An 18,466-nucleotide genomic window follows, 5' to 3' on the forward strand; every position below is an offset into this window, starting at 1 on the left:
CGATGTCATGACCCTGCTGGACGGCCTGCATCGGTGGACCGGCGGGCTGATCGGCCTGCTGCTGGTGGTGATCGGCCTCAGCGGACTGGTGCTGGTCCACAAGGACGCCTGGCTACGCGCGACCCTTCCCCATGCCGCCGATGTTCAGATGCAAGACACGGGTCGCATCGGCTCCGCCATGACGGCGATCTTCTCGGACCCGCGCGCGACCAGCGTCACCTTGGCCAGCCGGACCCTGGGCGTACACCGGGTCACCTATGGCGACCGCGATCACGGCGCCTATGCCGACCAGACGGGTCAGACGGTGACGCGCTGGAACAGCAAATGGGCGCGACCCGAGGTCTGGCTGTTCGACCTGCATCACTATCTGCTGGTCGGAGATACCGGCAAGACCGTCACGGGGATCGCCGGGCTGGCGGGTCTCGGCTTCGTCATCACGGGCGTGATCCTTTGGTGGCGGACACGGCGTTCGTTCGAATGGCGTCTTTGGCCGCGCGTCTGGAACCGGTTCGGCATCTTGCGTCACCACCGCGATCTCGGCGTGCTGGCCGCGCCATTGTTGATCGTGACCTTCGCGACAGGGGTCATGATGACGCTCAAACCGGTCGAGGTCGCGGTCCTGTCGTTGCTTTCGTCCAAGGCGGACATGGCCGCAGCCGTTCGTGTTCCAGCCCTTCAAGGAGGAGCTTATGTTTCCTCCACGATCGACTGGCCAGGCATGTTGAGGATTGCGCAACAGCGCTTTCCCGGTGCAGAATTTCGGGTGGTCAATGCGCCCTCCAAGCCGGGCGGATTGATCGCGGTGCGCATCCGTCAAGTCGGGGAACCAACCCCCAACGGCCGGACCTTTCTGTGGTTCGACCCGGCCAACGGCGCACTGGTTGGCGTGCGTAACGCGCTGGCGCTGCCGGCGGGCGCCCGCGTGGCGGCGTACGAATATCCGATCCATTCTGGCAAGATCGGAGGCTGGATCTGGAGCGGCGCCGTCACCCTGTCCGGCCTGGCGCTCGTCGTGCTGGGCGGCTTTGGTCTCTACAGCTTCTGGCTCAATCGATTGCTTCCCAGGAAGCCCGGCAGAAGGCGAACTTAACTCGCTTTATCTGTTGTTTGCACGACCAGACGACGCCACCCTGGACCTTCTCCCTATGATCAACCGCGACGCCTTCGGTTAGTCCGCCGATCTCCGATCGTCCGTGTTCAGAACGTCTTGCGAACGCGCAGCGAGTAGAAGGTCCGTGGGTCGATGGTGCGGGTTTCGACATAGGCGATCGGCCGGGTGGTGCGGTCGGCGTAGGCGATGCGGGTCTGCTGATAGTCGTCCCACAGGTTGATCTGGGCGCGGATCGCCAACGTCGCGGTCGGCTTGTATTCGATCCAGCTCTCGAAGAAGTCGCGTCCTCGCCAGGAGAACTGCACGTCGGGGTCGTAGCTGGTGCGGCCCAACAGCGGGACCCAGGCGGCGCTCCACTGCAGTTTCCAGGACTGGATGTCCTGGGCGAGGATGATGACCGCGTGGGATTTGGGGACGTTGGAAATCGGGCGCGTCTTGCCCGTCGTGGGGTCCTCGACCTCGGTGTGGTTCCAGGTGTTGCGCGCGCTGATCCGCCCGCCGCTGAATCCGAACCGGTCAAGGGGCGCCTGGATGTTGACCGCCAGCCGGTCTAGCGACCCGTCGCCGATATTGCCGACGGCGGACAGGCCGTCCTCCAGCGGGATGACGTCTATGGCGTTGCCGATCTCGTCGTGGCGCAGGGTGATGTTGACGACGCCGTCGCCCCAGAACCGGCGTTCATAGGCCAGTTCGCTGATCCAGCGCTGTTCGGGCTCCAGGTCGATATTGCCGCCGAGGACATTCTCGTTCTGCAGTTCCGCCGAGGCGGCGAAGTCGGTGAAGTTCAGCTGCCCGACCTCGCGCTCGAAACGCAGGCGAAACTGATTTCCAGGCCTGGGGGTCCAGGTGGCCAACAGGCGCGGCTTGACGAAGGAGAAGGTCTTCTCCTCGTCCGCATCGCCCGACTGGCTGATGGTTGAAGTCTCCAGCCGCAGGCCGCTTTCGACGGAAAGGTCGTCGCCCACCCGCCAGGTGCTCTTGCCGAAGAGCTCGCCCCGCGTCTCCTCGACGGTCACCGAGGCCGACGGCAGGGGGACCGGCGCGCCGCCGATGCTGAAGGCCTGGTCGGTCTCCAGCATGTTGTAGGCCCCTTCGCCGCCGAACTCCCACGTCAGTCTGGGCGAATGTTCGAGGCGGACCAGGCTGCGCAGGATGGTCTCCGACGCCCTGCTGTCGGACGCGAAACGCTGCTCGGGGCTTTCGGCGCCCGACAGGGTAGTGCGATTGGTCGAGGCGCCGGTGGTGTCGCTGAACTCGTGGATGAGGCGCGTTTCGGAGGTCAGGCGGCTGTCGAGCGCGCGGGTGAAGACCGCCCCGATCTCGCCGTTCTCGCCGTCCTCCTGATATCGGGACTCGCGGCGCACGGCGGACGAGGTCTGAAGGTTCAGGTTTTCGAAATCGTTGACCCCATAGAGGGCGGTCAGGTCGATCTGGCCGCCCAGGAAGGGGCTGGCGTAGTTCAGCCGCAGGGCGTTGCCGCCACTTTTCTGGTCGCTGAAGAAGTCTTCGCTTCGCAGCAGATCGCCCGCGCCGCTGCGGCGGACGACGGGGCCTACGCCGTTGGAATCATTGACCACGAAACCGTCGGAGAGGGTGAAGCCCCAGGTGCGTTCGCCGTTCTGGGCGGTGTACTGCCATGTGCCGCCATAGGTGTCGTTCCCACCCTCATACAACACGGCGTTGCCGGTGAAGATCATCTGGCTGCTGGACTGATCGCGCGTGATGACGTTGGCGACGACGGAAAAGCCCTGCATGTCGATCCCCGCCGCGCCGCCGCTGATCAGTTCGATGCGCTCGACCTGGGCGACCAGGGTGCGAGACAGCACGCCGGAGCCCGTGTCGGTCTTCGACGCTGGCCGTGCGCCATTGATCAGGATGTTGCCGACCGAGCCCTGGAAGCCGCGACCACCGTCGCCGTCGACGACGCTGAATCCCGGAACCCGACTGACCATGTCCAGAGCCGTGACCGGCCTCTGATTGGCGAAAAAGTCCGGCGTGAAGACCAGCACGCCCTGTTGGTCGGCTTCGCTCTGTGGCGCGGACTGGACCGCCTGGGGCTCAGGCGACGGCGGGGTCTGCGCCAGCGCCGGGGCGGCGAGCGCCAGGGACAGGGGAGTCAGCAGGATCAGGCGGGCGTCGAAAGAGCGCATGGCGGGTTCCATCAGGGTTGCGGGCAGGGTTACGGCCAAGGTGGCTGGTAATGTCCGCGGCGATAGAAGAGACTGGCGTTCTGGGAGCGAGGGCGGGGGCCCGATCTTGAGCCGATGATTTTCCGATGAACGACCTGTCAGCTCTGCTTCTCAGGCCGATCGAACTGGTGTCAGAGCCGTCGTTCGCGCTTGGGACGGGCATGGTCCACCCGGCCTCTCTGGAGGTCATCTGGCCCGATGCAGGCTGCAAGCTGGAACCCCGCGTCATGCAGGTTCTGGTGGCGCTGAACCGCAGGCGGGGCGATCCGATCAGTCGCGAAGAACTGTCGCGGCTGTGCTGGGACGGGCGCGTCGTCGGCGACGACGCCCTGGTCAGATGCATCGTCAAGCTGAGGAAGATCTTCCAGCGCGATCCGACCATCGAGATCGGCAGCATCCCCAAGATCGGATACCGCCTGCGCCTTGTCGCCATCGCACCGGCGACGGCCAAGGCCCCGGCTTCGCCGCCTCGTCCCGCCCGGCGATGGCCGCGTCTGATGCTGGCCGGCGGCGTCGCCTCGATCGCGGCCCTGGGCCTCGGCGCCTTTGTCCTGATGCAGCCCCCCGGCGCGCTGGCGACCGAGGCTGTACGTCCCCTGACCTCGGATCCCGGCGTAGAGACCCATCCGGCGCTTTCGCCGGACGGCCGCATGGTCGCCTATGCCGGCGGCGCCGGGTTCGGCGCCCAGAGAGACATCTTCCTGCGGGGCGTCGGGGACGGCACACCGATCCGTTTGACGGATACGCCAGAGGACGAAATGGCGCCGGCCTGGTCGCCCGATGGGCGTCACCTGGCCTTCGTGCGTCGTATTTCCGGCGCCCCGTGCCAGATTTTGGTCGCGCCCGCGCCCCAGGGCGAGCCGCGCGTGGTCGGCCATTGCTCGGTGGAATCGATGACGCGTCTGGCCTGGACGCGCGACGGCGAAATCCTGTTGTCCGACCGCCCCACGCGCGAGGCCGTGCGTCGCATCCGGGCCCTGAACCCCGATACCGGACGACTGCGCGAGGTGACCTCGCCGCCCGCCACCAGCCTGGGCGACCTCGATCCGGTCGTCACCCACCGGGGCGATCAGCTGGTCTTCAGACGCGCCTTCTCCTACGGCGTGGCGGATCTCTATGCCGTTCAGGTGTCCGGCGCCGGACAGCGGCGGCTGACCAGCGATGGCTGGAAGGCCGTCGGCTACGCCTTCGCCGCGGATGATCGAACCGTCGTCTTCTCCAGCAATCGCGGCGGTGACTACGGCCTGTGGTCGGTGGACTTCAAACGGCCGGGGGCGCCCGTTCGCCTGAGCCTGGGCCTGCTGCAGTTCGGCCGCCTGTCCACTGATCGCAGCGGCCTGCTGGCGGTCGAGGCCGGCGACTATCGTTCCAACCTGTTCGCCTGGCGCGCCGGCGCCGCGCCCGTGGCCCTGACGGACGGCAACGCCAGCGACTGGGATCCCGATCTTTCCGCGACAGGGCATCTGACCTTCGTCTCGGACCAGAACGGCGGGTCCGAAGTCTGGGTCAAACGCAGCAGCGGCGCCGAGCCGACGCGCCTGACCGACCTGAAGGCCAGCAATGTCTTCTCGCCCCGGTGGTCGCCTGACGGTCGCAGCATCGCCTTCGTCGCGGCGCGCGACAGTCGCACGGACGTCTATCTGATCAATGCGGACGGCTCCGGCCTGAGGGCGGTCACGTCGGACGGCGCGGCGCGTGACGAGTTGGCGTGGGACCACAACGGCGACCTTGTCGTTCCCACGCTCAGGACGGGCGGCTGGCGGATCGAAAGGATCGATGCCCAAGGGCGGGTTACGGTCGTTCCGAACACCGCCGATGTCCTGACGGTCAAGAGCGCCGGCGCCGGCGGGCTTTATGCGGTCAAGAAGGACGACGGCCGGCTGTGGCGTCTGGAGGCCACGGGTGCGGTTCTGTCCTCTCCCCTGATCCGCATCGACCCGGAGACGGCCTGGACCCCTACGGCCGCCGGCGTCTACCACCTGTCGGGAAACCGTGGCGGAGAGGCTATCCTGCGCCTGACCTCATGGACCGGCGCAAGTCGCGACGTGCAGTCTCTGGGCGCGTTCGGCCTGCAGCACAGTCTGGCGGTTTCCCAAACGCAGGACATCGTCGCCGCCAGGATGGTCCGCGACGAAGCGGACCTGTTGGCTATCCGTCTGGTGCGCCGATAGGGCGAGCGGCGTGACGCGCTCTGGGCATTCATCGCTGGTCGCAACTGCCGGACCGGCTCATAGAGCAGTCCAGCGCACTATGGATGATCGCGAACCTTCAGGGATGCCCTCGACTTGATCGAAAACTATGGATGGTCGGCGTCTCTGGCGGGGGTGTTCGAACCCCACGCGCGCGCAGGTCATGCGCCGGGACGCGTCATTCTCCAGCAGCGGGACGGCTATCTGGTCGCCACCGACGACGGCGAGCTGCGCGCCAAGGTTTCAGGTCGCCTGCGTCACGAGGCCAGGGAGATCGGCCTTCCCGCCGTCGGGGACTGGGTCGCCCTGTCGGTGAGCCCGTCGGACCGCAAGGCCGTCATCCACGCCATCCTTCCGCGCCGCACGGCCTTCGTCCGCAGGGCGGCGGACAGCATGCAGCGGCTGCAGATCCTCGCCGCAAACGTCGATGTCGCCTTCGTCGTCACATCGATGAACGCCGATCTCAATCTTCGCCGGATCCAGCGTTATCTGGCCGCCGCCTGGGAAAGCGGGGCGCGGCCCGTCGTGGTGCTGACCAAATCGGATCTGTGCGACGATCCGCAAGAGCAGGCCGCCCAGATCGCGGCGCTGGGGACGGACTGTCCCATTCTGATGGTCTCGGCGCGCCAGGGTGTGGGCCTCGACGCCATGCTCGACCAGATGAAACCCGGCGAGACCGGCGTGCTGATCGGCTCGTCGGGGGTCGGCAAGTCCACGTTGGTCAACGCCTTTCTGAACGAGGACCGCATGGCGACCCAGGCCATCCGCGAGTCCGACGATCAGGGGCGCCACACCACCAGCCACCGCCAGCTCGTTCTGCTGCCAGGCGGCGGTTTGCTGCTGGACACGCCGGGCATTCGCGAAGTCGGCCTCATCGACGCCGAAGCGGGCGTGAGCGCGGTGTTCGAAGACATCGAGCGCCTGCCCCAGGACTGCCGCTTCACCGACTGCACCCATACCAACGAACCCGGCTGCGCCGTGCAGGCCGCGCTGAAGAGCGGCGCTCTGGATCCCGACCGGTGGGCGCATTTCCAGCAGCTGACGCTCGAACTGGCGGAGGCGGAAGACAAGCAGGCGCGGGCCGCCAAGGCCGCCGAACGCCGTCGCCTCGGCGTGCTTCAGAAGGTTTATCGCGCGACGAAGCGGAACGACCGGGGCGGCGCCGACTGATCGGACATCGCAGGATGCCTTTGTGCAGAATTTTGGCCTGCCCTGCGCGCAAACAGGCTAGTTGGTGACTTCAAATCCGAGAGAGTTCACCATGCCTGCATTCACAATCGTCACCACCAGCGCGACCCAAGGCAGCGATTCCGCCGAGGTCAACACCCTCACCGACGACTTCTCCAACGAGAGTGAAGCGATCGGCTATGCGCGTCGCATGGCGGACGAGATGATCGACATGGCCTCTCAACTGCTGCTGGACTTCGATTACAGCAATGTCGGCGTCTTCGACGGCGATCTGATCGACGAGGACATCACCCCCGACCACGCGGCGCTGATCGGCGTCTGGGTGCTGGATGACGAAGGCTCCGCCTTCGTGCCGGCCGACGAATTCCGCGAGGGTTCAGTCGAGGTCGAACCCGCCTGATTTTTTGGGCGTCTTGCGGCGTCCGTCAGCGCCGCAGGAAGAACTCGACCGGCGTGACCAGTTCCAGCGTCGCGCCCGGCACCTCGTCGGGCGGTGCAGGCAGGGGCTGGGCGCGCTGGAGCATGGCCAGGGCCTCGCGGTCCAGCAGGGCGCGGCCCGAGCCGTGTTCGATGCGCGAGGTCAGCACCCGACCCGACCGATCCATCGTGAAGCGGATCAGGACGATGCCCTCCTGGCGCAGACGCTGGGCGGCGGTCGGATAGCGTTTCCTGCTGTCCAGATGCGCCAGGACGCGGGTCTTCCAGTCCTGGGGCGCGGTCGAGGCGCTGGGCGCGGGCGGGGCCTGCCGCGAGACCGGGGCTGTGGTGGCGGGCGCCGGCGTCTGGCGTTCGGCGGCGCGCGGGCCCGGCGGCGAGACGGGGATGTTCACGGCCTCGGGCGCCTCGGCCTGGACCCGCATCTGGACCGGCGGACGCGGGATGGGGCGGCTGGCGACGGCCTGGACCTGTTTGGGACCGTCGATCTGTTCGGACGGCGGTCGGGGCGGGGCGGCGTTGCTGCGCACCAGTTCCACGACGATGGCGGGCGGTTCCTGGATCGGAACGGGCGCCGGCACGACGAGATTGATCAGCAGCAGCAGGGGCGCGGCATGAAGGGCCAAGGCGGCGCCCAAGGCGAGCGCCCGACGCGCACGCACCCTGGGACGCCGGGGCGCGATGGCCCCGACGTCGTTCAGGATCGTGGCGCGCGGCACGGCCGTCATGCGGCGTCGGCGGTTCCGTGCCGGAAGCCGGCGTCCACCAGGCCGCGCACACGGGTGAAGGCGGCCGAGGCGCCGTCCATGACGCGGGCCTCTTCTTCATCCGTCATGTCCGGGGCGTCGAGCACGGCGGTGAAGCTGCGCCAGTGATTGGCGCGCCCCTCGGGCGAGGCGGACAGGTGACGGGCGCCGAACTCGGCCGACAGACCCAGGGCCGCCGCCGCCTTGATCAGGAAGGCGGCGCCCAGGTTCGAACCTTCGGCTACATAGAGCCAGCCCAGGGCCGTCGGCAGGTCCAGCGCCTGACCCGCGACGAAGCGCGGGGCGCCGGTCTCATCAGCCGGGGCGGCGCCCAGGTCGGCGAGATCGGCCTTGACCTGTTCGTAGCGGCGGCGCTCCGTCAGATCAGGGAACAGGGCCGCCAGTTCCGGCGCGTCGTAGAGCGCGGCGATGTCGCGGTGGAACATCTGCTGGATCCGCAGAAACTCCGCATAGGCCTCGCGGCTGCTAAACGGTCTGGCGGCCATGATGGCGTTGTCCAGCCCTTCGTGGACGCCGTGGCTGGCGGCCTTCAGTCGCTTGGCGCGGCTTGTTTCGACTTGGGTCATGGCGGGCCTCAGTAGCGGTAGGTCAGGGCGAGACGAACGGTGCGACCGGGGGCGGGCATGATGCCCAGCGCCAGCGGGTCGAGGTAGTATTCGTCCATTACATTGTCGATGTTGAGGTCCAGCGCCGTCTGGTCCGTGACCTTCAGGCTGGCGAAGGCGTCATAGACGGTGGTCTCCAGATACAGCTGCTGGATCGCCGACAGGCCGACGTTCCAGGCCTTGTCCAGCTTGCTGATCGGGCCCGAGTTGTGGACTGCGCGGCCGCCGATGGTCAGGCGATCGTCGAACAGGTGCGCACCCAGCGTCAGGTTCAGATTGAAGCGCGGCGGGTTCTGGGTGTTGGTGTAGGCCCCGACGAAGCCGCCGTCGACGCAGTCGGGTGTGGCCATCAGTTCGGCGTTGTTGCGGCCGGCGCCATAGGCGCGGCGTTCGGCGGCGATGTCCGGGGCGCAGGTCTTGGCCTCGAAATAATAGTGGGCCGACAGGTCGCCGAAGACGACGCCGTTGTCATAGGTGGACTGGAACTCGACGCCCGACACCTTGAATTCGTCGATGTTGCGGATCAGGCCCGCCGACAGGGTGCGATAGTCGCGGGTGATCAGGTCGTCGATCACGGTGTTGAAATAGGCCAGCTTGAAGGCGGCGCGGTCGCCGCCCGTGATCAGGTCGCGACGGATGGTGCTGGCGCCGACTTCCCAGGTGCGGGCGCGCTCGGGCTTCATCTCGGCCGTCGGCCGGGCGGCGGTGAACAGGCCCAGGGTCGATTCGAACAGGCTCGGCAGTTTCACGCCCTCGGCGTATTTCACATAGACGAGGGTGTCCTCGTCGAAGCGGTAGGTGGCGCTGCCGGTCGGCATGAAGGCGTCGTCGGTGCGGCGGATCGGCTGGGACCAGGTCCAGGAGACGGGCACCCTGAGGTTTTGCGGTGCGCCGGCGCTGAAGAAGTTCCAGCCGCCGATGTCGCCCACCGTTCCCCGCTCATAGGGCGAGGCCAGCAGCGAGGCCTGGGTGAACTGGCCATTGGCGTCGGGATACCAGTTCAGCAGCGCGATCCGTTTCGCCAGATAGGACGGCCGGCCGGGGTCGCCGTTCAGCAGCTCGGTGTAGCGATACTGGCCGATGACCTCGTAGGTCGCAGGCGTGGCCAGGCGATTGCGGTCCTGGACCTCGACACGGTTGAAACGCCCGCCCGCCATCAGCTCCCAGTGCGCGTCCGGCTCCCATTTGACCGAGGCGACGGCGCTGTATTCCTGGCGCTCCGCATTGCGCAGGAAGCGGTTGTTGACCAGGTCGTTCATCATGATCGGCGAGTTCGGGCCGGGACCGATATCTTCGTCGCTGAAGGACAGGCCGTAGTTCAGCGTGAACTTGCCGGCGCCGGTGAGCAGGATTGAGGTGTTGGTGATGTCGCCGCCGAACCGCTCCTGGCTCAGTTCGTTGCGATAGGCGTCCTTGTAACCGGGATCTGTGTTGAACGTCGGGCCGTCATACCATTCGGTGCGGCGGTCGAAATACCAGGGCGTGATGCCCGTCAGGCCGTTGTACATCAGGCTGTCGGCGTGGGTGTACCAGGCGTTGATCTTCAGATCGATCAGGTCGCCCAAGTCGCCCTGGGGCTTGAAGCGATAGCGCAGATTATAGGCATCCATGTCGACGGTCCCCAAGTCCCATTGTGGAACCTGGTCGCGGTCCACGCGGATGATCTGCGAGGCCATGATCTCGCCCTGCTCACCCTCGTAGCGGCGATAGCCGGCCTCCAGCGTCTGCGCGTCGGTGATGCGCCACGTGCCCTTCAGCAGCAGGGATTGCGACTGGGACGAGGTGTTGAAGACCTCGGCATTGGTGGGGTTCAGGCTGGCCAGGACGCGGCGGCCTTGTGGGAAGTCGTTGTAGTTTCGGTGGCCCGAGAAATAGTTGCCGGTGTCGCGCCACGCATAGGCGGCGACCAGGTCGAACCGGTCCCAGCGGCCCGCACCGGCGATGTTGAAGAACTGACCGCCCGGACGGGTCAGGTCGCCCCGGTCCGTGCGCGACCGGTCGCCATAGGCCGGCAGGCTGCGGGCGCTGGCGTCGGACACGCCGGTGCGGACGCGCAGGCCCAGGTCGTGGCCCTTGGTCAGGACATCGTCAACCTTCAGCGTCTCCATCACCACCACGCCGCCGATGCCGCCGGACGCGTTGGCCTCCAGGCTCGGGCCCTTGTTGATCGTCACGCTGGAGATCAGGTCGGGGTCAAGATAGGTGCGCTGCGACTGGCCGGCGTAGCCGCGATAGGTGTCCATGGTGGACTGGCCGCCGTCGATGATGACCGGCACGCGGCTCTGGCCCTGGATGCCGCGGATGTTGACGTCCAGGGCGTTGGCCACGCGCGGGTCGCCGGCGGTCACCCCCGCCACGCCCTTGACGATGTCGGCGGTCGAGGCGCCGCGAAACCGCTCGATGGTGTCGCGCGCGATATAGGCGCTGGAGCCCGAGGCGCGGTACGGCGCCTCGACCGGATCGCCGGCCTCGCCCGATCCGTCGGCGCTGAGACGCCCGGCCGCGCCGTCCGTCGCCCCCTGCACCCGCACGGGACCCAGGGCGATGGTTCCGTCGGCCATGACCGGCGCAGGCGACAGGGTCACGGTGCGACCCGACAGGCGATACGTCACGCCCGAGCCAGCCAGCAGCCGCGACAGGCCGTCGGACACGCTGTGGCGACCCTGCAGGCCGCGCGTGGCGGCGCCCCGCGTCAGGGCGGCGTCATAGGCCAGTTCGACATCGGCCTGTTGCGCGAAACGGACCAGGGCGGGCGACAGGGGACCGGCGGGAATGTCGAAACTGGGCGCCGCGGTCTGCGCCTGGGCGGCGGGCGCCAGGATCGCGGCCGGCACGACCGCCGTGGTCGCCATCAGGAGCAGGCGCATGGCCCCCAGATCGTGTCTTGCCTTGGTCAACTTCGCCTCACATGGCGCGCCCCGCGCCGTCCTGTATGGTCCGCATTCATGCGAATGAGAATGGTTCTCTTTTAATAGACGCCTTGGGCGCACGAACCGGGACTGTCAGGATCGAAAAAAGTTCGGACCCACAGGTCAGTCGTGGATCAGCACCACGCCGCCGATCAGACGCGTGGTGCGCACGCCCAGCGTCTGTTCCAGCCGCGCCACGGTCAGGTCGGGCTGATCGATGCGGAAGGCGCCGCTGACGCGACGGGCGCGCACCGACCGGCCGACCACGTTGATCGGCGAAGACGAGTATCGCGCGATTTCCTCGACCACCTGCGATAGGGGCTGATCCTCGAACACCAGCCAGCCGTCGGTCCAGGCATCGACGCCGACGGGCGACGGCGTCGGGGCGGTCGGGGCCTGATGCGGGCCATAGGTCGAGGTCTGGTTTTCGCCCACCACGACCGACCCCGGCCGCGACGCCGCCCGCACCGCGTGTTCGGTGACCGAGACCCGGGTCATGGGGCCGCGCCGCCTCACGACGAACCGGGTGCCCAGCGCCGTGGTCGATCCGCCCCCGGCCTCGACCGCGAAGGGACGTTCCGCGTTCGGGGCGACGGTGAAGGCGGCCTCGCCGCGCAGCAGTCTCACGGTGCGGCGACCGGGTTCGTAGGCGACCGCGACGGCGCTGTCGGTGTTCAACTGGATGATCGAGCCGTCGTCCAGCGTCAGGGTGCGCTGCTCGCCCGGCCGGGTGATGGCGTCGGCCTGGATTCGGGTCGGGATGTCCAGCCCCATGAAGGCCAGGACCAGGGCGGCGGCCATGCCGGTCGCGGCCATGGGCGCCCAGCGCCGCGTCCTGCCGGCATCCCTGGCGTAGTCGCGCCTGTGTCGCCGCGGCGGCACGGCCGGCGCAGCGTAAGATGGGGCGGAATGGCGGACCGCCTCGCCCATGTCGTGCCAAAGGGCCTGGGCGCGCGCAAAGGCCTGGGCGTTGGAAGGATTCTTCAGCCACGCCTCAAGCTGCGCCTCGCCGGCGGCGTCCAACGCGCCCCCTTCCTGATCGGCGACCCAGCGTGCGGCCTCGCGATCCGCGCGGGAGACCGGCGGGGTCTTGGATCGGGAATGAGTGAACGTCATTACGTCGCCTCTCCCTCAGCCAGCCGCGTTTGGCAATGGCTGATGGCGTGACGGACATGTTTGGCCACGGTGTTCGGCGCGATCCCGAGCCGATCCGCCACCTGGGCCGGCGTCAGACCTTCGACGCGGCGCAGGATGAAGACCTCGCGGCAGCGCGGCGGCAGTTCGTCGATGGCGGCGGCCAGCATGTCCAGCCGCTGGCGATGGATGATCAGCGTCTCGGTCGTGGGCGCAGCATCGGCCATGCGCGCATCGTCCGCCGGACCGTCGAACAGCACGGCGCCGCGCTTGCGGCTACGCACCTGATCCGAGGTCAGGTTCAGCACCAGACGATACAGATAGGCCCGCTTGTCCTTGATCGCAGCCGGGTCGGAGATGCGCTGAATCCGCAGCCAAAGGGTCTGGGTGATGTCTTCGGCCAGACCGGCGTCGCCCAGAATACGGCGCGCAAGCCTCAGCAGCGAGGGCCGTTCGATCACCAGCAATTGCGAAAACGTCGGCGTCGGCTGTGTATCTGACTGGGCCATGTAACCGGCGTGATACAGGCGTTGAGAACTATTCGCAACGAACTGTTCGTGGGTCGCTCTGACTTGAACCGAGCCCCCGCATCTGCACGCGCATGTTGGAGATCGAATGCGCAGCGTCAACGAGCCAGCCCAACTCGGCATTTTAAGGAACGGTCAAGTCATCGTGCAAACAGCAGTAGATCAGGCGCGCAGGATCGAGCCTCTTGCATGAAGGAAGGGGTTCGCGACGATGCCAAAACTATGGCTGACGGCCGATTATGGTTTAATGCGTGTTAGGCGTGTTCGCTCGCGCGGCCTTAACAGGGGCCGCTCTAATGTTCCTCTGCAATGTGCAGATCGGAACGGTCCATGACCCAAGGTATCCTTCGCGTTCTCGCCGCCGCCACGCTCGGCCTCGGCCTGGTCGCTACGGCCGTGCCAGCCCTGGCCGGTCCCACGGCTGGCGGCACCTATCGCCTGCGCGCCACCGTGCCGGTGGCCTGCTGGGTCAAGCCGACCTCGACGGTCATGGCGGAAAGTGGTCGCTCGGGCGAGGTGGTCGAGGCTTGCAATAGTCCCGGCGGCTTCACCGTCTCGGCCCAGTATCGTCCGCTGTCGCCGACAGAAAAGGCGACGATGTTCTACGGCGACCGTATGTTCGACCTAGACAAGTCTGGCGGTCAGATCCTGCGGCGTTCCAGTATCGCCACGATCCGTTCGGTGTCCTATCGCTTCAACGAGGTCGAGCTGGAACAGCCGCTCATCCTGGCGCTGACGATCCAGCCGATCTGATCCACGGCGACATTATTGGAATTCTTCGAGGCGGGGGACGCATGGCGTCCCCCGCCTCGATCCGTTTGCGGCGACCTCAGAGGGCGGCGACGGTGAAGGTCAGGATGTCGGAATAGTCCCCGGCCCGTTTTCCGACCGTGCTGCCGACATTGATCGTCAGCGGGTAGTCGTCCAGACGCGCGCGTCGCGACACCACGTCCACCCGCCCGCCGCGCGACAGATCCATGTCGCGATCGCCCAGCGCCAGGCCATAGGGCACATACCATTCGCTGGTTCCCTGACGCAGTCGCCCGCGGTTCTGCGACGCCACGGACACGCTGTATCCGGCCGTGCTCAGCACATACAGGGTGGTGCGCAGTTGGCGCACGCCCCGGGTCAGTTCGCCCAGGTCGATCGTGGGCATGCCGCCGCTACGACGAAACTCGCCTTTCAGACCCATGACGGCGGCCGATGGCACCTGCAGGCTCAGCGTGACAGGTTTTTCGGCCAGCGGCTGGCCGTCGGTGGTTTCGAGATTGATGAAGGCGCTCTGAGAATACAGGCCCGCCGACAGGGCTTCTGATGGCGCTGCGGTGAAGGAGAACCGCATCAGCCCGCGCTCCCCAGGCGCCAGATTCAGAGGCCGCACGCCGACACGACGCGCGCTCTGGCCCGCGCGAGGCGTCACATCCGCGCCGCCGCGCTCGTCGACAAGGGCGTAGGGCATCCGCTGGGCGCCGGCCTCGTTGGTCAGCCCGAACGGCTCGCCCCGCAACTCGACCCGGCTGACGGCGGCGCAAGGGCCATCGCCCTGGTTCACGACGGCGACATCGAATTCCTGAAGCGCGACGTCCTGATCGAACGGCTCGTAGCGCATCATCCATTGGTCGGCGCCGGATTCGATTACTAGGCGGCAACCGCTGGTCTGAGCCTGGCTGGGCGCAGCCGCTATCAGCGTCGCGGTCGCAGCGGCGGCGGCCGCCAAGAGCAGAGCGGGTGTACGATTATGGGACATTTCAGCCTCCTCGGCTTCAATCTCTGGGGCTTCAGGCTTCTGGAATATCGAGCGGCACGGTGATGATCTGCAAGTCGAGCAGACCCTCGTTGTCTTCAGGTACGGTGAACTCGAAGCCCAGTGCGGGCGAGGAGAACAGTTCAACGCGATAGCGCTTGCCCGGCTCCAGATTCTGGATGGCGAACCGTCCGACCGAGTTGGTGAAGAACAGTTCGGGCTCGGCGTTCGGATCATCCACCGGACGGACGCGACCGGAGATCAGGGCGACGGGACGGTTGGCGTTTCCGATCAGGCGACCCAGGGCGCTGACGAACTTGGCGCTGCCGACCTGAATGGCGTATCCGCTCTTGTAGGTCGGGCGGACGCGCGCGATGCCGTCGCCGATGTTGTAGCCCAGCGGCGCATCCAGAACGTCATAACGCACCGACTGATTGACGTAGGCGCTCAGGTTGTTGGCGACGGCCCCGCCCAGCAGACCGCTGCGGCCGGTATAGTGACCGCCCTCGAAGCTGTCGCCGACGATGACCGGATGGTCGTCGATGCTCTTGTGCGGATAGACGATGGCGAAGCTGTCGTAGATGTTGCGACCCACGGCGACCTTGCCGCCGGTGGTCGAAATCGAAGAGCCGAACCTCAGGTTCGTGACCTGCTCCTGGGTGATGTTGGAGAAGTCCTGGCCAAAGGCGGTATGACTCAGGCTGGCGTCGAAGCGATTGCCGACATAGTCGACCTGGCCCGAAAGAGTCGCCGGTCCGTCGTCATAGGTCGAGGCCAGCGAATAGCCGTAGGATCCCACGCGGTTTTCGCTCGACTGCTGCGCTCGCACGCTGCCGCTGTTGCGGGCCGAGTTGTAGCGCCCTTCGACACGACGGTCGTAACGAGGCTGCCAGATCAGGGCGAAGGTCGCGCCGAATCCGCCGGACTGGAAGCCGCCGAAGCTGGCTCCGAAGTCGGAATATTCCACTCCGACCTGTGCGCTCCATTCCGGGGCGAAACGATAGGTGGTGGTGGCGTTGACCGAATAGGAATCGTCGATCAGATCGCTACGGCTCATCCGATAGGAGGCGCTGACGTTGGCTAGCCAGTACTGCGAAAACTGATGGGAATAGCCGCCGGAGAAGACCCATGACGTGGGGTTCTGGCCAGTCGGATTGCCGATGGAGGCGAAGTCTTCCGAGGTGAAGTCCGCGACCACGGTCCAGCTGTCGAAGGTCTCGCCCAAGTCGACGACGTGGTCATAGCCCAGTGCGAAGGCGTAACCGGCGCCGGGATCGCCGTTGCTGGCGGCGGCGTCCAGACGCACCCGCGCGCCGTTGCGCAGGATGATCTGGCTCTGGCCAGACAGTGTCTGGGCGTCTTGCGACGCCTGGAAGCCGATACCGACGGCCGGGCGGTTTTCGAACGCCTTGCGCCAGAAGCCGGTGAAGGCCAAACGCCCTTCGGAATAGTCAGGCGAGCCGAAGACGCCGTCATTGATCGCGCCGAAATAGGCCCCGTATTCGTAGTCGCCCGGTTCCAGTTCGATGGCGTCCAGATAGGCGCTGTAGGCGACCGTCTCGGCGCGCCCGGAATCGTTCTGAATCTCAAGCTGGATATCGTTCGAACCCGTTTCCAGCGGCAGGTTGGTCAGGTCGTACTGGCCCGGATCGAGACGGAACTCGCGCACGAAGACACCATTCCTCAGCACGCGGATCGTCGAGGATTCCTGCAACACCAGCTGACGACCACCCGCCAGGACATTGTTGCGGAAAGAGTCGAAGCGCATGCGCTGGCGCGCCACGCCGACGCCGCCCAGCTGCGAGAAGCCCTGACGGCCGCGAATTTCGGGCTCCAGATCACCCAGATACCAGCGGCGGAAATCTTCCGGCTGGTCGAAGACGAAGCGAGCATAGCGCCGCTGGACATTATAATCGCCGGTGAACAGATCCTCCCGACCCTGGACGTCGGCTTCGAACACCAGCCTCTTGTATCGCACCGCGCCGTTTAGGAAGACGCTGGGCGCACTGATGTCGCCCGTCGATTCACGGCGCTGGATCGAGAGGTTGCTGTTCAGATAGGCGCTGAACGCTTCAGGCGCCTGGCCCGGCTGCTCAGGCTTGCCGCCGCGAAACAGCGATTCCACCGTGCGCTTTGTCGGATCGATCCGCAGCACCAGCACGGCCAGTTGTTCTGGATCGTAGTCGAGCTGAATTCCGGTATCGTTGATCTCTTCCGGCGCGAACGAGGTGATGCCTTGCAGCCGCGCCGCAAGTTCCGCCTGGGCCTCAGGCGTCAGCAGCGGATCGATCAGGGTCTTGAAGCCCGCCGTATCCACGATGAAACGGTCATCGCGCGTCAGAACGACCGGCAGTTCGCCCAGCACGCGGCTGTTGAAGTTCAGCGGCACCGTCATGGGGATGTCGCGGTCGTAGGGATTGATGTCACGGCGCTCGCGCGGCGCGGGCGGCGTCACGACAGGTGTGGCCGATTGCGTGGGCGCGCCGGGCTCCGGCGTCGGAGCCGGCGTTTGGACCGCTTCCTGCGCCGCCTGCATGGCCGACACGGCGGCCTCGACAGCCATCAAGCTTGCCTGGTTGAGCGCCGCCGTCGTGGCTTGAGCGCTCTCGGCAGCCTGGACATAGGCCGCGTTTGCGGCGCGTGCGGCGGCCGCTGCCGTCGATTCCGGTACGCAGGCCAGCCCCCAGGCCAATGCGAAAACCGAGACGCCCCCCAGCGCTCTCATCGTCCGAACCGCAACGTCACGGGTTTGGCGGGATCCAGGGCAGTGCCAGTCGGAAGTTTGAACGTCCGCTTGCCGCCGCCGGGCGCCAGATAGCCAACGCCGACAGTCTTGGAGATTTCGCCGCCTTCATATTCACGACGGAAGGGCTGGCCGGCGGTGTCGGTGCCCTCAACGATCCAGGTGGCGCCGCTCATCAGGGCGTAGCGTTTGCCGGTATTGGAGACGACGACCTCGATGCCTGGCTCCGCAGGAGGCGGAGCGATGGTCTGGCCATTCGCCAGGCTGGGATCGATTTCGGGCGCCGGCGGGCTGACCATGGCGGGCGTGACCGAGACGACCTCGATCTTGGGCTCGGCGCCGGGAGGCGCGACCACGATCAACGCCTTCATGGTATAAAGGACCTGGACAGAGACTGCGCCGCCGCTTTCGGGCGTGGCGGTCGGATCGGTGGCGATGGGAAGCTGGCGAACCCACAGATAGTAGGCGTGCGAGGTATCGATCTTCGGATCGCCGATCCACTGAACCCGCACCACCTGACGACCGTTGACCGGCACCAGGCCTTGCGGCGGGAAGACCAGGAAGTCGTCGTCCGCGTCTGTCTCGGTCACATTGCCGTCGGCGTCGATGTCCATCCGCGTGATGCGGGTCTCGAACGGCAGCGCCACGGCGCCGACGTTGCCGACCTCGATCCGGGCGGCCGAACCGGCGCCCGTCGTGGTCAGTTCGGACACCATGGGCGACACCCGCATGGCCCATGCCGCCCCAGCGACAGCCATGAGAAGGACCACAGCGACCAGCGTAAAGATCGCCATGGCGATCGGCCGGCCCTTGCGGACGCTGAGCGATGAAAACATGCTTGTACTTCCCCCGAAAACCGATCTGGCGTCGGCTTGAGAATCCCGTCGCGAGCCGTCGCGCCAAGGTTGCTGCAAGCGCCGCGCCA

The 18,466-nt window shown here is 66.7% G+C and carries 14 protein-coding genes; 5 read left to right on the plus strand and 9 right to left on the minus strand.

The window, feature by feature from the left end; translation table 11 throughout:
• Positions 1–7: 7 nt before the first annotated feature.
• The gene (locus tag AC3ISA_RS07630; protein WP_489179993.1) at positions 8–1,090 is read left to right on the plus strand and encodes a PepSY-associated TM helix domain-containing protein; all 1,083 of its coding nucleotides are present in this window, start codon (positions 8–10) and stop codon (positions 1,088–1,090) included.
• A 107-nt stretch (positions 1,091–1,197) separates the two neighbouring features.
• On the opposite strand, the gene AC3ISA_RS07635 is transcribed toward AC3ISA_RS07630, so the two are convergent.
• Positions 1,198–3,261 carry a TonB-dependent receptor plug domain-containing protein gene (locus tag AC3ISA_RS07635; protein ID WP_489179994.1) on the minus strand — a complete coding sequence of 688 codons (2,064 nt, stop codon included), beginning with the start codon at positions 3,259–3,261 and terminating at the stop codon, positions 1,198–1,200.
• Between the two features lie 125 nt (positions 3,262–3,386).
• Here AC3ISA_RS07635 and AC3ISA_RS07640 point away from each other — a divergent pair, with 125 nt between their 5' ends.
• From AC3ISA_RS07640 to AC3ISA_RS07650, 3 genes are all read left to right on the plus strand, one after another.
• Positions 3,387–5,471, plus strand: coding sequence for a winged helix-turn-helix domain-containing protein (locus AC3ISA_RS07640; RefSeq protein WP_489179995.1), 2,085 nt, complete (start codon positions 3,387–3,389; stop codon positions 5,469–5,471).
• A 114-nt stretch (positions 5,472–5,585) separates the two neighbouring features.
• The gene (rsgA, locus tag AC3ISA_RS07645; RefSeq protein ID WP_489179996.1) at positions 5,586–6,659 is read left to right on the plus strand and encodes a ribosome small subunit-dependent GTPase A; all 1,074 of its coding nucleotides are present in this window, start codon (positions 5,586–5,588) and stop codon (positions 6,657–6,659) included.
• A gap of 91 nt (positions 6,660–6,750) precedes the next feature.
• Positions 6,751–7,077, plus strand: coding sequence for a hypothetical protein (locus tag AC3ISA_RS07650; protein WP_489179997.1), 327 nt, complete (start codon positions 6,751–6,753; stop codon positions 7,075–7,077).
• Positions 7,078–7,102: 25 nt separating this feature from the next.
• Here AC3ISA_RS07650 and AC3ISA_RS07655 read toward each other — a convergent pair whose 3' ends face one another.
• The 5 genes from AC3ISA_RS07655 to AC3ISA_RS07675 all read right to left on the minus strand — a co-directional run bounded on the left by AC3ISA_RS07655 (position 7,103) and on the right by AC3ISA_RS07675 (position 13,036).
• Entirely contained in the window at positions 7,103–7,840 is a 738-nt protein-coding gene (locus AC3ISA_RS07655; RefSeq protein WP_489179998.1) for a TonB family protein, read from the minus strand.
• Positions 7,837–8,445 carry a biliverdin-producing heme oxygenase gene (locus AC3ISA_RS07660; protein ID WP_489179999.1) on the minus strand — a complete coding sequence of 203 codons (609 nt, stop codon included), beginning with the start codon at positions 8,443–8,445 and terminating at the stop codon, positions 7,837–7,839. The genes AC3ISA_RS07655 and AC3ISA_RS07660 overlap by 4 nt, the downstream gene beginning before the upstream one ends.
• An 8-nt stretch (positions 8,446–8,453) precedes the next feature.
• Positions 8,454–11,351: a TonB-dependent receptor gene (locus AC3ISA_RS07665; RefSeq protein WP_489180000.1), complete on the minus strand. Its 2,898-nt coding sequence runs from the start codon at positions 11,349–11,351 to the stop codon at positions 8,454–8,456.
• A 165-nt stretch (positions 11,352–11,516) separates the two neighbouring features.
• Positions 11,517–12,509 carry a FecR family protein gene (locus tag AC3ISA_RS07670; protein ID WP_489180001.1) on the minus strand — a complete coding sequence of 331 codons (993 nt, stop codon included), beginning with the start codon at positions 12,507–12,509 and terminating at the stop codon, positions 11,517–11,519.
• Positions 12,509–13,036, minus strand: coding sequence for an RNA polymerase sigma factor (locus AC3ISA_RS07675; RefSeq protein ID WP_489180002.1), 528 nt, complete (start codon positions 13,034–13,036; stop codon positions 12,509–12,511). The genes AC3ISA_RS07670 and AC3ISA_RS07675 overlap by 1 nt, the downstream gene beginning before the upstream one ends.
• Positions 13,037–13,384: 348 nt before the next feature.
• Between AC3ISA_RS07675 and AC3ISA_RS07680 the strand changes: the two genes are divergently transcribed.
• Positions 13,385–13,807 carry a hypothetical protein gene (locus tag AC3ISA_RS07680; protein WP_489180003.1) on the plus strand — a complete coding sequence of 141 codons (423 nt, stop codon included), beginning with the start codon at positions 13,385–13,387 and terminating at the stop codon, positions 13,805–13,807.
• 76 nt (positions 13,808–13,883) lie between these two features.
• Here AC3ISA_RS07680 and AC3ISA_RS07685 read toward each other — a convergent pair whose 3' ends face one another.
• Genes AC3ISA_RS07685 through AC3ISA_RS07695 form a run of 3 tightly spaced genes read right to left on the minus strand, consistent with a single transcriptional unit; the run spans position 13,884 to position 18,377 of the window.
• The gene (locus tag AC3ISA_RS07685; protein WP_489180004.1) at positions 13,884–14,801 is read right to left on the minus strand and encodes a hypothetical protein; all 918 of its coding nucleotides are present in this window, start codon (positions 14,799–14,801) and stop codon (positions 13,884–13,886) included.
• Between the two features lie 31 nt (positions 14,802–14,832).
• Positions 14,833–17,523, minus strand: a complete 2,691-nt coding sequence (locus AC3ISA_RS07690; protein WP_489180005.1) for a fimbria/pilus outer membrane usher protein — start codon at positions 17,521–17,523, stop codon at positions 14,833–14,835.
• Entirely contained in the window at positions 17,520–18,377 is an 858-nt protein-coding gene (locus AC3ISA_RS07695) for a fimbrial biogenesis chaperone (protein WP_489180006.1), read from the minus strand. Before AC3ISA_RS07695 ends, AC3ISA_RS07690 begins: the two co-directional genes overlap by 4 nt.
• Positions 18,378–18,466: the final 89 nt, after the last annotated feature.

The organism is Brevundimonas sp. KH_058, assembly GCF_057838505.1.

Bases quoted from the DNA above. Each gene is read 5' to 3' on its own strand.
- AC3ISA_RS07630 (WP_489179993.1), top strand. From the start codon at position 8: ATGACCCTGCTGGACGGCCTGCATCGGTGGACCGGCGGGCTGATCGGC.
- AC3ISA_RS07635 (WP_489179994.1), bottom strand. From the start codon at position 3,261: ATGCGCTCTTTCGACGCCCGCCTGATCCTGCTGACTCCCCTGTCCCTG.
- AC3ISA_RS07640 (WP_489179995.1), top strand. From the start codon at position 3,387: ATGAACGACCTGTCAGCTCTGCTTCTCAGGCCGATCGAACTGGTGTCA.
- AC3ISA_RS07650 (WP_489179997.1), top strand. From the start codon at position 6,751: ATGCCTGCATTCACAATCGTCACCACCAGCGCGACCCAAGGCAGCGAT.
- AC3ISA_RS07655 (WP_489179998.1), bottom strand. From the start codon at position 7,840: ATGACGGCCGTGCCGCGCGCCACGATCCTGAACGACGTCGGGGCCATC.
- AC3ISA_RS07660 (WP_489179999.1), bottom strand. From the start codon at position 8,445: ATGACCCAAGTCGAAACAAGCCGCGCCAAGCGACTGAAGGCCGCCAGC.
- AC3ISA_RS07665 (WP_489180000.1), bottom strand. From the start codon at position 11,351: ATGCGCCTGCTCCTGATGGCGACCACGGCGGTCGTGCCGGCCGCGATC.
- AC3ISA_RS07670 (WP_489180001.1), bottom strand. From the start codon at position 12,509: ATGACGTTCACTCATTCCCGATCCAAGACCCCGCCGGTCTCCCGCGCG.
- AC3ISA_RS07675 (WP_489180002.1), bottom strand. From the start codon at position 13,036: ATGGCCCAGTCAGATACACAGCCGACGCCGACGTTTTCGCAATTGCTG.
- AC3ISA_RS07680 (WP_489180003.1), top strand. From the start codon at position 13,385: ATGACCCAAGGTATCCTTCGCGTTCTCGCCGCCGCCACGCTCGGCCTC.
- AC3ISA_RS07685 (WP_489180004.1), bottom strand. From the start codon at position 14,801: ATGTCCCATAATCGTACACCCGCTCTGCTCTTGGCGGCCGCCGCCGCT.
- AC3ISA_RS07690 (WP_489180005.1), bottom strand. From the start codon at position 17,523: ATGAGAGCGCTGGGGGGCGTCTCGGTTTTCGCATTGGCCTGGGGGCTG.
- AC3ISA_RS07695 (WP_489180006.1), bottom strand. From the start codon at position 18,377: ATGTTTTCATCGCTCAGCGTCCGCAAGGGCCGGCCGATCGCCATGGCG.